This is a genomic window from Burkholderia pyrrocinia (genome assembly GCF_022809715.1).
In the GTDB taxonomy this organism is placed as follows: domain Bacteria; phylum Pseudomonadota; class Gammaproteobacteria; order Burkholderiales; family Burkholderiaceae; genus Burkholderia; species Burkholderia pyrrocinia_C.
Window position 1 is genome coordinate 885,485 of sequence record NZ_CP094460.1, and the last position, 13,684, is coordinate 899,168.

Genomic DNA, 13,684 nt, shown 5'->3' on the forward strand with positions numbered 1-13,684 from the left:
GGTCGCTTGCCGGCCAGGAACGGTCTCTCAGGCACTGTCAGCGAGCGGCGGCTTATGAGCGACCAAGAGCCCATAAGGCAAGTAGTGCGTGTGGTTGGGATCAGAGGGTTGTTGCTTCGAATCCTATCGGGGGCCGGTTAGTAGTCGCTGACCCCGTTGTTTTTACACGACGCAACGAGATCGCGCGCGATGTATTCCTCTGCATGGCAAGCCGCATCCCATGCAATCCGCCGGTGTCCGGAAATTGATTGCCGCAGGGCGATTCGTTCAGGGCTATTATCTTGCTGTTTTCATCTGAAAGGGCGGCCATGGAGAATGATCCACCTGAAGAGATTTCATCGATGACTATCAAGTCGATACACGATCTCATTTCCTATACGGACACCATAGGCGCCGCGTACGGTCCGGTCGTATACCGAGGGCAATCTGTACGAGGCAACTTGCTGCCATCCATTGCGCGAGCCAATCCCCACGAGAATACAACCGACGAGGAACGAGCGCTTATCGAACAGATGCAACGTGTCGGAGTAACGCGCATTCCCGCCCACGTCACCCGTACTATCGATCTGCTTGTACTCGCGCAACACTTCGGGATGAAGACGCGACTACTTGATTGGACAACAAATCCTCTCGCAGCGCTTTGGTTCGCGTGCGCAGGGAATTCAAAGGGCAAGCGTCGCGGGGACCGCTACGTGTATCTTCTCGACGCCAAAGACCGCTTTGTGCCCGAGACGCCTGACTTTGATCCATTCGATATAGACGCGACTAAATTGATTGAACCTCGGCTGAGTAACGATCGAATCGTTGCGCAGCACGGGTGCTTCACCGTCCATCGATACTCGAAGCGATCTCAATGCTTCGTTCCGCTTGAACGGCAAAGCTTGGCGATCAAGCAACTCAGTGAATTTGTAATTCCATCAAGGTACGTCGATTCCATTCTAGCTTCGTTGGATCGGGTCGGTATAAATCAGAGTACACTGTTCCCAGACCTTGAGGGGTTGTGTCGGTACTTAACGTGGCGGCACGAGTCCCGCGAATTCTTGTGATCTGCACGCCGCGTTCGGGGGAGGTTTCCGCATGGATTATGATGCGTCATCAAACATCAAAGCGCTCCGGGCGGGAGACTCGATATACAACGTATACTCGGATTATTGCGATAATCGCGAGAACGTAAGTGAATAGTTTGCGATACGGTGGACGTCCGATAACGTGCTGCACGTATCGCTGTCATTGGATAACGATCACACATCCTACCGGATACGACACATGCCTGAGCTAGAATTGCCTGCTGCGCGATGTTTGGCAAGAGCACCAGCGCTACCGCGAGCGTCGATCGCGTGACCAATTTTCGCGACCTGTGAAGCTCGAACTTTCAGAGAAAAAAATGCCTGGATTATATGCAAATCGCAATCACCAAAGGGACTTTGTCCGAAATGCACTGTTCGATTCAGCGCGTTCGGCATGCAACGTTTACATTGCTGTGGCGTTCTTTACCGAAGCCTCCGTCGTTGAAGAATTGGTTGCCTCAGGTTGCAGCGTTCGACTGATCGTTAGGTTGGGTTTTCCGACCAACCCGCACGCGTTGGAACGTCTGATGACAAATCCTCGCGTGCAGATGCGGTACTTCACCGGCCATAGCTTTCATCCGAAGCTATATATCTTTGGAGACGAGATTGCCTTCGTCGGCTCAGCGAACCTCACAGGATCGGCCATTCTGACCAATCAAGAGATCGTCGTGGGCATTGGTCGAGACGATGATCGATTCGCAGACCTCTCTTACATTTTTTCCGAGTATTGGGAGGAAGCGAGGGTATTGGGTGACGTTGATTTAAAGGGCTACAAGCAGTTCTTCAATAAATTTCAGCAGCACCAAGCAGCCGCGGAACAGCTAGGGCAACAGGTTCTTAACCAGTTCGGCGACTTCTCACCGGCGAACATCACTCGCGACAGACCCAAGTTAACAAGCCAAGGGATGTATCTCGAAGAGTTTCGCAAGACATACCAAGAGAGCCTATCTGCATTCAATATTGTCCGCTACGCGTACGAAGCTACTGGGTATAGGAAAGCCGACGATAGCCTTATCCCTTTGCGCCTTGAAATAGATTCATTCATCAGCTTCGTTCGTGAACGCAAAGCCCAAGGCGATGCATGGCGGCAGGCGCCACTTCGTTCTATCTCGGACCAAATACGGATAATCAATGATCTCGTGCAAGAATGGAGTGAGACGCCTTGGGAGTACTTCGAGCGTACAGTAGTACACGAGACCTATCCTCGACTCATGGAAGTATTTGAATCACATGATTCAATCGAGAATACGCTGCCAGAACAACTGTTCGACGCCCTGTGTACCCTGCACTCGTTCCATGATAGATTTAGATTCTTCGAGGGTGGAATGTCAACTTGGAAGTCCACGTTTGTGGCGATCAATGACGCTAAAAAGGTTCGTGACTCTCTGACATATCTTGTGTTTGGGACTGATAGCGTCGAGCAACGAATGGCCAATTTAATTTTCAATCCACAATACAAACTCGCCGAATTCGGGCGCGCAAATGTCCAAGAATTGATCGGCTGGTGTAATCGTGAGCAACTTCCGGTCATCAATGGACGAACAACCAAGGTTCTTCGATTTTTCGGGTCGGAAGTCGCTCAACTGTGAAACTGGATCTCCGCTGTCTTAAGTAGGTGGGGCAGCGGACGGCCGACGACTTTGATCCGATGGCTCAAACGGGTCGGCAAGCGACACCCACTGAATTCCACGAAGCCCCCCAAAAAAGCCCCCGAACGAGTCGTGGGCGCATGAGTGCCCGCTCGGCACCGCTACCGGACCCTGCGCCAGCGTACAACTACGATAAAGAACGCCGCTTTCACGCGGAACGGCTCCTGAATGCCCGGCCGTCTGCCAGCGATACTGGACGATGACAGGCGCACGACACCGGCCACGTCAACACCCTACCGCACCCGCACCGACACGAACTTCCTCGCGTTATTACGCTGGATCAGCAGCGCGATCACGGTGCCGTTCGCTTCGAGCGACTGCACGTCGTCCGGCGTCTCGAGCAGCGTGTCGTTGATCTCGAGCACGACATCGCCCGGCTGGATGCCCGCCCTCGCTGCCGGGCCGTGCACCGCGTCCACCATCATCCCGACAGCGAGCCCCGTCGAGCGGCGCTCGTCGTCGCTCAGCGCATGCATCGTCAGCCCCAGGCGATCGCCGCCTTCGCCCGCCCCCGGCCCCGGCCGTGCAGCGGCCTTCGGCGCAACCATGCCGACTGTCGTGCCCGCGCTGCCGGCCGCGTCGTCGGCGCCCGTGATCGTCAGCATCACCGGCGCGCGCTTGCGAATCACCCGCAGCGACACCTTCTCGCCGGGTGACAGCGCGGCGGCCAGGTCGTTCAGTTCGGCCGAGCGGCCGATCGGCTTGTCGCCCAGCTTCACGATCACGTCGCCGGGCTTCACGCCGGCCGCGGCGGCCGGCGAGCCGGGCGCGACGCCGTTGACGAGCGCGCCCGCCGGACGCGGCAGCCCGAACGCCGCGGCCAGCCCGATGCCGACATCCTGCACGTCGACGCCGAACGCGTTGACTGACGGCGCGCCCTGCGCCTGAGCCTGAGCCTGCGCCTGTTGCGCCTGCATCTGCGTCTGTAGCTGCGCACGCACCTTTGCCGCGAACGCGATCGGGATCGCGAACGTCATGCTCGCGTAGCGGTCAGCGCCCGTATAGACCTGCACCGCAATACCGATCACGTCGCCCGCGCGATTGAACACGGGGCCGCCCGAGTTGTCGGGATTTGGCGCGATATCGGTTTCGAAGAACGGAAACGCGCTGCCGTCCGGCAGCCGGTGCGACGTCGCGCTGACGATGCCGGCCGTGACCGTATTGCCCGATCCGTCCGGCGCGCCGATCGTCATCACCGGTTCGCCCGCACGCACCTTCGCCGAATCGCCGACACGCACGAACGGCAGCTTCGTTCCGCTGACACGCAACACGGCGACATCGCTTTGCGGATCGACGGCCAGCACCGTCGCCTTGAATTCGCGGCGGTCGGTGAGCCGCACCGTCACGTCGGTCGCATCGTCGACCACGTGCGCGGACGTCAGGATCAGGCCGTCGGCGCTGACGATGAAGCCCGAGCCGCTGCCCGATACCGCACGCAGCGCCGTGTCGGGCGGCGGCGCCTGCGAGCCCTGCGCGGGCGCCGGCGCGCCGCGCCGGAAGAACGCGGCGAGCGGATCGTCGGGATCGAGCATCGCGAAGGACGGTCCGCCGGCCTGCTGGTCGGGCGCGGCGGTCATGATGGTCACGACCGCCGGGCCGTAGCGATCGACGATCGCCGGAAAATCGACCGGCATCGCGTAAGGCGCGGCGGCCGGCCTTTCCTTCATGGCAGGTTTGACGGGCGGTGCGAGGGTCCCCGCCATGGCCGCTGGCGGCGGTAGCAAGAAACCGGCAAACACGCCGCCGATCAACGCGGTGCGAAGCACGGCGCGAGCAAGCGTCTGGCGAACCACGGTGCACCTCCCCCGGCAGTCGCGGCGCCGACTTGCGCGAGACGCGCAGGCACCCGACAAGCACCGGTACACGCATCCATTTATACTCCACGCGGCCCGATGAAACATACGAATCGAAACCCGCATGCCGGGTGATTCAGCGGCCGCGGAGCCGCGACGGCGTTCGTTTCGAACAAAGCACGCGATTCGTCAATCCGCACAAGTCCGGCGACCGCTCAATCCCCGCCGACCCGCTCCGCGATCGCCGACAACGTCCGCAACATCGGCTCGAACGCATCGGCCGACGTATTGCCGAAACCGAGCACGAGCCCGTTGGCCGCCGACTCCGCATGAATCGAAAACCCCGACAGCGGAAACGGGCCGATGCCATGCGCGCGCGCCGCGTCGACGATCGCGCGGTCGCGGTAACGCGCGGGCAGCCGCAGCGCGAGATGCAATCCGCACGGCCCGCCCTCGACCTGGTGCGGCACGCTCAGGCTGCCGTCGAGCGCGGCGAGCAGCAACCGCCGCCGGTCGCGATACAACCGACGCATCCGCCCCAGATGCCGGCCGTACTCGCCTGTCTCGATGAAATCCGCCAGCGCGAGCTGCACGTGGCGCGTCCCGCCGCGCAGCATCTCCGGCAACACCGACCGCACGGCGGTCAGCAACGCCTCGGGCAGCACCAGAAAGCCGATCCGCAGCGCCGGAAACATCGTCTTGCTGAACGAGCCGAGGTAGACCACCGGCGAATCGGGCGCGAGCCCGTGCATCGCGCCGATCGGCTCGCCGGTGTGGCGGAATTCGCTGTCGTAGTCGTCCTCGATGATCCACGCGCGATGCCGGCGCGCGGCATCGATCAGCGCGAGCCGGCGCGAGATCGACAGCACGGCGCCGGTCGGAAACTGGTTCGACGGCGTCGTATAGACGAGGCGCGGCGTCCGCTCGCACCAGTCGTCCTCTTCCGCGCGCAGCCCTTCGGCGTCGACCGGCATCGGCACGACATCGAGGTCGGCCGCCTGCATCGCGGTGCGCGCGCCGCGATAGCCGGGCTCCTCGACCCACACCGTCTCGCCCGGGTTCGTCAGCAACTGCGCGCACAGCGCAATCGCACCCTGCGCGCCTTCGGTGATCACGATCTGCTCGGGATCGCAGCGCACGCCGCGCGTCACGGCCAGGTGACGCGCGATCGATTCGCGCAGCGCGCGTTCGCCGAGCGGATCGCCATAGGCGAGCAAGTCGCGGGCGGCACGGCGCAGCGCGCGGTCGATCGCGTGCCGCCACGCATCCACCGGGAAATGCGACAGCGCGGGCACGCCCGGCCGGAAGCCCTCCGATTCGCCGCGGCCGACGAGGCTCGGGCGAATCCGGCCGAGCCGCTGCGCGACGGCCGGCGGCGCGGCACGCCGGCGCGGCGGCCCCGGCCGCGACAGCCCGACCACGCGCGTGCCGCGGCGGTCGGACTGCAGGAAGCCTTCGGCGACGAGCTGCTCGTAGACGGCGGCCGTCGTGTTGCGCGACACGCCGAGCGTCTCGGCCAGCGCGCGTGTGCCGGGCAGCCGCGTGCCGGCGGGCATCGCGCCGCCGAGAATCGCGTCGCGCACGCGGCGCAGCAACTGGCGCTGCAGCGAAGGCGCGCCGGGCGTGCGCGCCAGCGGCGCGTCGAGCGGCAGCAACGGAGAGTCGCCGGAAGGCAAGACAGTCGTCATCGGAACATCGCAGCGTGAAAGTGTCGGAGCACGGCGCACGGCTAGTGGCGCCCGTGGCGTGGCACCATAAATTTGCCGATCTGTGGCGCTTTTCATGGTACCTCACCGCGACTACGATCGTCTGCATGCCGGCATGTCGCCGGCCGCCAACCGAAGCGAGATCGACCTTGTCCACGCTCACCAACGCCTTCCAGCAACCCATCGGCCACCCCGTTCCCGACTGGTCCGCGCGCCCACGCCCCGAGCGCATCGTGCTCGAGGGCCGCTACTGCCGGCTCGAGCCGCTCGACGCCGAGCGTCACGCGGCCGACCTGTATGCGGCCTACGCGCAGGCGCCCGACGGCAGCGACTGGACCTATCTCGCGCACGGGCCGTACGCCGACGAGTCGGGCTACCGCGACTACGCGCGCGGCGCGCAGGCAAGCGCCGATCCGCTGCACTACACGGTGATCGACGTTGCCACGGGCCGTGCGGTCGGCACGCTCGCGCTGATGCGCATCGATCCGGCCAACGGCGTGATCGAGGTCGGCTCCGTCACGTTCTCGCCGCTGCTCAAGCGCACGCCCGTGTCGACCGAAGCGCAGTACCTGCTGATGAAGTATGCGTTCGACACGCTCGGCTACCGGCGCTACGAATGGAAGTGCGACGACCTGAACGCGCCGTCGCGTAAGGCGGCCGCGCGGCTCGGCTTCCGCTACGAAGGCACGTTCCGGCAGGCGATCGTCTACAAGGGCCGCAGTCGCGACACCGCGTGGTATTCGATCGTCGACGGCGAATGGCCGGCTGTACGCGCCGCGTTCGACGCGTGGCTCGCGCCGGAGAACTTCGACGCACAGGGCGAGCAGCGCCGGTCGCTCACCGCGATCCGCCACGCGCAGGCGAACGCGCGCGACGCGGCCGCCCGCGCGAACGACGCGACGCGCGTCACGGTGCGCCCGCTCGTCGCCGCCGACGAAGCTGCGTGGCGCCCGCTGTGGCAGGGTTATCAGAAGTTCTACGACACCGCGCTGAGCGATGCCGTGTTCGCGACGACGTGGGCGCGCCTGATGGATCCCGCCGAGCCGATGTTCGTGCTCGGTGCATTCGACGCATCGGGCGCGCTGGTCGGGATTGTGCATTCGATCTACCACCGCTCGTGCTGGACCGAAGGGCCGTACTGCTACCTGCAGGACCTGTACACGGCGCCCGACGCACGCGGGCAAGGCGCGGGCGGCGCGCTGATCGAGGCCGTGTACGAACGCGCCCGCGAAGCCGGCGCGAGCCGCGTGTACTGGCTCACGCATGAAACCAACACGACCGCGCGCGCGCTGTACGACAGGCTCGCGAACAATGCCGGGTTCATCCAGTACCGGCACGATCTGAAGAAGTAGCGCGGTGTAGTGGCCGGCCGGCGTTCAGTCGAGAACGTCGGCCGGGTCCCGTGAAGCGTCGTCCTCGGGCACAACGTCCGCCCGCGCCGCACCGGCCGCGCACGGCACCGACGCCGGACAGATCATCTCGTCGCCATTCGCGGGCACGGGCCGCCGCACCGGCCGGAACACCGGCTCGCCGGGCTCGATCGGCCGCCCCGAGATCGCACAGCGGCCCGGCTGCAATGCGACACGCAGGCGCCAGCGCTGCTCGCCGTAATGGCAACGGCCGCTCTCGACCCAGCGAATCAGCAACCCGTCATCGCCGGCCTCCAGCACCGTGACGAACAGTTGCGGGCGCAACGGCGACATCGCGGCTGCGGCATGCCCCCGAACCGGCGCGGGGCCGATCGTCACGAGCGGATGCCCGACGCCGCCGCCGTGCAGTGGCATCGCATCGTGTTCGCCAGATGCCGGCGCTTCGCACGACACATCTTCTTCGCAGATCGGGCTTTCCATGGTGTTCGGCATGCTTGAAGGATTGACGTGCAGGTTGAACGGCACCGGCGCTAGTCCGATCGCCGCGCCGGCGACGGCGGCCGCGATCGGACTGGCGCACATGATACAAATTGAAGTTCACTTCAAGTAAAGGAAAAGTTGCGCAACGATGCGTTTCGCCGATCGCTGTAATGGGCCGGCGCGACAGCGACGGCATCCTGATCTAAGCTGTCGGCTTCGCCCCGACGCCGCCGCGTACATACGCATGCCGACTGCCTCCCCCGCTGACGCCACGCTTCCGCTCGACTCGGTCTGGTCGACCTTCCTCCACCGCAAGGCCGCCGTGCGCACCTTCATCGCCGGGTACTGCGCCGCGCGCGACCGGCGCGACGCGCCGCTGCACGACAGCCCGGACGGCCACGTCGTACAGTTCGATGGCGGCATGGGCCGGCCTTTCGAGCATTTCATGATCGAGGGCGCGCCCGTGTGCAGCGACGGCCCGTTCGCCGTCGGCGCATGGATCACGCGCTATGGCGCCGCACCGCTGCCGCCCGCGCTGCAAGGCAGGACGCGCCGGCTGTCGGACGAGCATTTCATGGCCGCCGATATCGGCGTGCTGTCCGGCGACGACGCCCTCGCGAAAGCACTCGCCTGTCGCACGTCGGGCGACATCGACGCGTTCAATGCGAGCGCCCCATTTCCGCCGTTCCGGCCGAATCCGGCCGCGTTCCTGTTCACGCAACGGCTGGACGGGCAAATCGCGGCCACCGCGCGCTACGGCTTCGCGTCGGCGCGCGATATCGTCGTCGACCGGGTCGGGACGGCGGACGCATACCGGCGCCGTGGCCTCGCAATGCAGTTGCTCGCCGCGATCGTCGCGCACGCGCGCCAACGTGGCGCGCGGCGTGTGTGGCTCGTGTCGACCGAGGCCGGTCAGCCGCTGTACCGCGCCGCCGGATTCACGCCGCTCGCGCCGGTCGCGGTGGACGAAGTCGTCGCCTGAGCGCGCTTCGAATCGCACCAATGCCGTTCGTCTCGCGATTCGTCTCATTTCGCTGAGACGAACGTCCCGGCGTCTCACCCGGCCCGCGACTGCGCAACCGCAGCAAATTCACGCACGGACTCTCGTCATATCGCTTCCTGAGAAGCGTATAGCGCAATAGTGCGTCGCACACTTCCGCCCCTGCCCGACCACCCCGCACCGCACCGATTCACGCTGGCCCCGTTCCTGCATACCGTTCGATCGCGCAATCGCGCGACGGGCGCACCGGCAGCGACGCCTCACGCCCGACGACAACCTGACGGAGACAGCAACGTGAGTACACCGGCACCGACTACCGCCCGCAGCATGAAAGCCGCCGTCTGGCGCGGCCGCCACGACATCCGCGTCGAAGAGGTTCCCGTTCCGGAGCGCCCGCCGGCCGGCTGGGTCACGATTCGCGTGCACTGGTGCGGCATCTGCGGCTCCGATCTGCACGAATACGTCGCGGGCCCCGTGTTCATCCCGGTCGATGCGCCGCATCCGCTGACGGGCCTGAAGGGCCAGTGCATCCTCGGCCACGAGTTCAGCGGCGAGATCGCCGAACTCGGCGCGGGCGTGACGGGCTTCGCGGTCGGCGACCGCGTGACGGCCGACGCGTGCCAGCATTGCGGCACCTGCTGGTATTGCAGGCACGGGCTGTACAACATCTGCGAAAACCTCGCGTTCACCGGGCTGATGAACAACGGCGCGTTCGCCGAATACGTGAACGTGCCGGCCGAGCTGCTGTACAAGCTGCCCGACAACTTCCCGACCGAAGCCGGCGCGCTGATCGAACCGCTCGCGGTCGGGCTGCACGCGGTGAAGAAGGCCGGCAACATCGTCGGGCAGACCGTCGTCGTGGTCGGCGCGGGCACGATCGGCCTGTGCACGATCATGTGCGCGAAGGCCGCCGGCGCCGGGCGCGTGATCGCGCTCGAAATGTCGGCCGCGCGCAAGCAGAAGGCGCTGGAAGTCGGCGCGAGCGTCGTCATCGATCCGAAGACGTCCGACGCGATCGCGGAAGTCAAGGCGCTGACGGGCGGCTACGGCGCCGACGTGTCGTTCGAGTGCATCGGGCACACGGCCACCGCGAAGCTGGCGATCGACGTGATCCGCAAGGCCGGCAAGTCGGTGATGGTCGGCATCTTCGAGGAGCCGACGTCGTTCAACTTCTTCGACATCGTGTCGACCGAGAAGGAAGTGATCGGCTCGCTCGCATACAACGGCGAATTCGCGGACGTGATCCGCTTCATCGCGGACGGCCGCATCGACGTGCAGCCGCTCATCACCGGACGCATCGCGCTCGGCGACATCGTCACGCAAGGCTTCGAAGAACTGGTCAACCACAAGGACCGGAACGTGAAGATCATCGTCCAGCCTGCCGTCGCCTGACGGCGCACGCGGCCGCGGCTGCGGCAACGATTCGTGCCGCGGCACGCGTGCCGTTGTTCCTCCCGCAAGAGTCGCCCCGGACATGGGCGACGCAAACGTTTGCCGAACGATTCCCCTCCAGCGCCCTCTTCCCTGCTGTCGTCATCCGAAGCGATTTCAAGCCGTTCTCCGGCCATACACGGCGATTCAAAACATTCGCAATCCAAACCATTAGCCGCAACACCCCACCCGTCGAACCAGAGATCAGGGTTTCCCCCGAGTCAAGCACGATTCATCCGGTGTCGACAGGAAGGTGGCGCAAGGCGATCCTGTGCAACGCGCGATCCGGCATCCCGGTCAGGATCGTTGCCGCCGCGTGACGGCGAAATACCTGTTGAACCTCACGGCGCAACGGCGCCGACAGGCCGAGAACCCGGGCCTACCCGGGATAGCTTGCAAACATGACGCGTCATGAATATGTCATTTAATCGGGAATACGCAAACAACGGTCGATCGCTGACGATCCAGCAGAAGACGCATATCGGCTTCGCGCTCGTCACCACGCTGCTGGCCTTGCTGTGCGGCACGATCGTCTGGGGAAGTTTCCGGCAATACCGGCAGGAAAACGCCGACCTGCAAGGCTTCGAATTAATCCACGGCGCGATGGTCGCGGCCAACATGATCTCGGCCGAGCGCGGCCCGACGAACGACCTGCTGGTACGCCTGCAGCACGACGAAGCGACGGAAGTGCGCAACCTGCTCGCCGCGCGTGCGCGATCCGACGAGGCGCTCGAACACTTTCGCGCCGGCATCGGGCAGGCGAGCGCACTCGACGATCGCAAGCGCGGCAACCTGCTGCACGCGCTCGACGCGATCCGGGTCACGCTCGCCGACGCACGCGCGGAAGTCGACGCGCTCGACGCACGGCCGCTCGCGTCACGGACCGTTCACGATATCCAGCACGCGCAGGCGCACCTGTTCCGGGCCGTCGACACGGTTTCGTTACTGATCGACGGCGCGATGACCGATACGGCAATGCGCGACCCGCACACGTCGGGCGCGATCCTGCTGGCGCGGTTGCTGAGCGACCTCCGGGAATACGCGGGGCGCACGGGTTCGCTGCTCATTGCCCCGATGTTCGCGCGGCAGCCGCTCGACCGCGCGCAGTTCGCGGACATCATGCGGATGCGCGGACGCATCGAGCAATTGCGCGCATTGGTCGACGGCGCGATCGGCGCGCAGCTCGACGATGTCGACGTGGCGCGCGAGTATGCACAGCTCAACACGGCGTTCGACACTCATCTTCTCCCGCTTGTCGACACGATCGTCGCGAACGGCCAGACTGGCGCCTACACGATGAGCGCCACCGATTTTTCCAGGACGATCGTCCCGTACTTCCGGCCGTGCGAACTGCTGCGCGACCGTGTCATCGACGTTGCCCGGCGTCGTGTCATTTCGGACCGGAACACGGCCCGGATCAAGGTTGCGATGTCGGCGTTCGCGACGGCGCTCAGCATCGCGATCCTGTTCTCGCTCGCGCGCGGCACGCAGCGGCTGCTGTCGAAGCCGCTCGATACGCTCGGCCGCCGGATCATCGCGCTCAGCAACGGCGATACGGCTCACGTCGCGATGCCGCGCGGAATCGCGCCCGAGATCACCCGCATTCATCAAGCGCTGGAGACCTTGCGCAACGCTTACGTACGCCGCGACATGCTCGAGCGCCAGCGCAACGACATGCTGACGCTGTTCTCGCACGACATGCGCGCGCCGCTGACGTCGCTGATCATCCTGATCGCCACGCAGGAACAGCATGCGGACGACGCGCAGAAGAAGCGGCAGTTCGCGAGAATCGGCAAACTCGTGCGGCACACGCTGGCGATGGCCGACGGTTTCGCTCAGCTGTCGCGTGCGGAGGCCAGCGAATACGAGCGCGTGCCGGTCAACCTCGCCGACCTGATGAACGAGGCGCGCGACGCGGTCTGGCCGCACGCGCACCAGAAGCTCATTTCGATGGACGACGTGCCGCGCCGCGACGACGCGATCGTGCTCGGCGACCCGGCCCTGCTGTCGCGCGCGCTGATCAACCTGCTGGACAACGCGATCAAGTACAGCGCATCGCTGACGAGCGTCGAATGCCGGGTCGAGCCGAGCGCCGACGGCAAGACCGTGCGCTGCACGATTCGCGACAGCGGATGCGGGATCAGCAGCACGGACCAGACGCGGCTGTTCGAGCGCTACCGGCGCTTTCGCACCGCAGGACAACCGGAAACCGGCGGCGTCGGGCTCGGCATGGCGTTCGTCAAGGCGGTCGTCGAACGGCACGCAGGCGAGATCCACGTGCATAGCGTCGTGCGGCACGGCACCACGGTCACGATCACGCTGCCGGCAGCCCCAATGCGTGATGCGTGACCAACGCGCCGGCGGCGAACGGCCGTTGCAACACCGCAGCCCGGCGCGATTCTTCGATATACTGGACCGAACCCTTTTCAGGGCAACCGCGGGCAACCACGCCCGTCGCGCGTTCGCCCCAACCTGCGTGGAATTGCGTACCGTGAAACCGCGAGCCGGCCTGATTCTCGAACTCTTCGTCAACCTGCTGCTGCCCTGGGTCGCGTACCGGGTCGCGCATCCGTATTTCGGCGAAACCGGCGCGCTTTACGCGTCGGCGGTTCCGCCGATCATCTGGTCGATCGTCGAATTCGTCCGCTCGCGCCGCGTCGACGCGGTGGCGGCCGTCGTGCTGCTCGGCATCGCGCTGTCGATCGCCGGAATGGCGTTCGGCGGCAGCCCGCGCACGCTGCTGATGCGCGAGTCGCTCGCGTCGGGCACGATCGGCATCGTGTTCCTGCTGTCCCTGTTCCGCGAACGTCCGCTGATCTTCTATCTGGCCCGCGCCACCGTGGCGCGGGAAATGGCCGGCGGCGCCGCGCACTTCGAATCGGTCTGGGCAGCACAGCCGGGGCTGCGGCAGATGCTCCGCCGGATGACCCTCGTATGGGGCACCTTCATGACGCTGGAGATGCTGCTGCGCTGCTGGATGGTCGTGACCTGGCCCGTCGAGCGCGTGCTGGTCGTGTCGCCGATCATGGGCTACACCGTGTTCGGCTGTCTGCTGATGTGGACATTCTGGTACCGGCGGCGGATGCGCGTGCGCAACAGCGTCGACATCCCGACCCGCGACGGCGTCACCGAGGTCGCCGGTCGCTGACGGCCGACCGGCCGGCGCCGGCCCGGCGGCATGTCGCCGC

At 65.2% G+C, this 13,684-nt stretch carries 10 protein-coding genes and 1 pseudogene; 7 read left to right on the top strand and 4 right to left on the bottom strand.

Annotated elements, in window-relative coordinates:
• Positions 1-341: 341 nt before the first annotated feature.
• Positions 342-611 (top strand): annotated as a pseudogene (locus MRS60_RS35190) (FRG domain-containing protein); the annotation flags it as partial.
• 51 nt (positions 612-662) lie between these two features.
• Here MRS60_RS35190 and MRS60_RS20765 read toward each other — a convergent pair.
• On the bottom strand, positions 663-833 hold the full coding sequence (locus tag MRS60_RS20765) for a hypothetical protein (protein ID WP_243566574.1): 171 nt from the start codon (positions 831-833) through the stop codon (positions 663-665).
• Positions 834-1,357: 524 nt separating this feature from the next.
• Between MRS60_RS20765 and MRS60_RS20770 the strand changes: the two genes are divergently transcribed.
• A complete protein-coding gene (locus tag MRS60_RS20770) occupies positions 1,358-2,656 on the top strand; it encodes a phospholipase D family protein (RefSeq protein WP_243566575.1) in 1,299 nt (432 codons plus the stop codon).
• Between the two features lie 293 nt (positions 2,657-2,949).
• Here MRS60_RS20770 and MRS60_RS20775 read toward each other — a convergent pair whose 3' ends face one another.
• Both MRS60_RS20775 and MRS60_RS20780 read right to left on the bottom strand, forming a co-directional pair.
• Complete coding sequence (locus MRS60_RS20775) at positions 2,950-4,509, bottom strand: trypsin-like peptidase domain-containing protein (RefSeq protein ID WP_243566860.1); 1,560 nt, start codon at positions 4,507-4,509, stop codon at positions 2,950-2,952.
• A 215-nt stretch (positions 4,510-4,724) separates the two neighbouring features.
• Entirely contained in the window at positions 4,725-6,197 is a 1,473-nt protein-coding gene (locus MRS60_RS20780) for a PLP-dependent aminotransferase family protein (RefSeq protein ID WP_243566576.1), read from the bottom strand.
• Between the two features lie 167 nt (positions 6,198-6,364).
• Between MRS60_RS20780 and MRS60_RS20785 the strand changes: the two genes are divergently transcribed.
• Positions 6,365-7,567, top strand: a complete 1,203-nt coding sequence (locus tag MRS60_RS20785) for a GNAT family N-acetyltransferase (RefSeq protein WP_217587514.1) — start codon at positions 6,365-6,367, stop codon at positions 7,565-7,567.
• A gap of 24 nt (positions 7,568-7,591) precedes the next feature.
• On the opposite strand, the gene MRS60_RS20790 is transcribed toward MRS60_RS20785, so the two are convergent.
• The gene (locus tag MRS60_RS20790) at positions 7,592-8,077 is read right to left on the bottom strand and encodes a DUF3331 domain-containing protein (protein WP_243566861.1); all 486 of its coding nucleotides are present in this window, start codon (positions 8,075-8,077) and stop codon (positions 7,592-7,594) included.
• Between the two features lie 232 nt (positions 8,078-8,309).
• Between MRS60_RS20790 and MRS60_RS20795 the strand changes: the two genes are divergently transcribed.
• The 4 genes from MRS60_RS20795 to MRS60_RS20810 all read left to right on the top strand — a co-directional run bounded on the left by MRS60_RS20795 (position 8,310) and on the right by MRS60_RS20810 (position 13,644).
• A complete protein-coding gene (locus tag MRS60_RS20795; protein ID WP_243566577.1) occupies positions 8,310-9,047 on the top strand; it encodes a GNAT family N-acetyltransferase in 738 nt (245 codons plus the stop codon).
• Positions 9,048-9,392: 345 nt separating this feature from the next.
• A complete protein-coding gene (locus tag MRS60_RS20800) occupies positions 9,393-10,457 on the top strand; it encodes a 2,3-butanediol dehydrogenase (protein ID WP_034180228.1) in 1,065 nt (354 codons plus the stop codon).
• A gap of 450 nt (positions 10,458-10,907) precedes the next feature.
• Positions 10,908-12,845, top strand: coding sequence for a sensor histidine kinase (locus MRS60_RS20805; protein WP_243566578.1), 1,938 nt, complete (start codon positions 10,908-10,910; stop codon positions 12,843-12,845).
• Between the two features lie 142 nt (positions 12,846-12,987).
• Complete coding sequence (locus MRS60_RS20810) at positions 12,988-13,644, top strand: VC0807 family protein (RefSeq protein ID WP_243566579.1); 657 nt, start codon at positions 12,988-12,990, stop codon at positions 13,642-13,644.
• The last annotated feature ends 40 nt before the right edge of the window (positions 13,645-13,684 follow it).

Coding starts and splice junctions, on each gene's coding strand:
- MRS60_RS20800 (WP_034180228.1), top strand. CDS start 9,393: ATGAAAGCCGCCGTCTGGCGCGGCCGCCACGACATCCGCGTCGAAGAG.
- MRS60_RS20765 (WP_243566574.1), bottom strand. CDS start 833: ATGGACGGTGAAGCACCCGTGCTGCGCAACGATTCGATCGTTACTCAG.
- MRS60_RS20795 (WP_243566577.1), top strand. CDS start 8,310: ATGCCGACTGCCTCCCCCGCTGACGCCACGCTTCCGCTCGACTCGGTC.
- MRS60_RS20790 (WP_243566861.1), bottom strand. CDS start 8,077: ATGCCGAACACCATGGAAAGCCCGATCTGCGAAGAAGATGTGTCGTGC.
- MRS60_RS20805 (WP_243566578.1), top strand. CDS start 10,908: ATGAATATGTCATTTAATCGGGAATACGCAAACAACGGTCGATCGCTG.
- MRS60_RS20780 (WP_243566576.1), bottom strand. CDS start 6,197: ATGACGACTGTCTTGCCTTCCGGCGACTCTCCGTTGCTGCCGCTCGAC.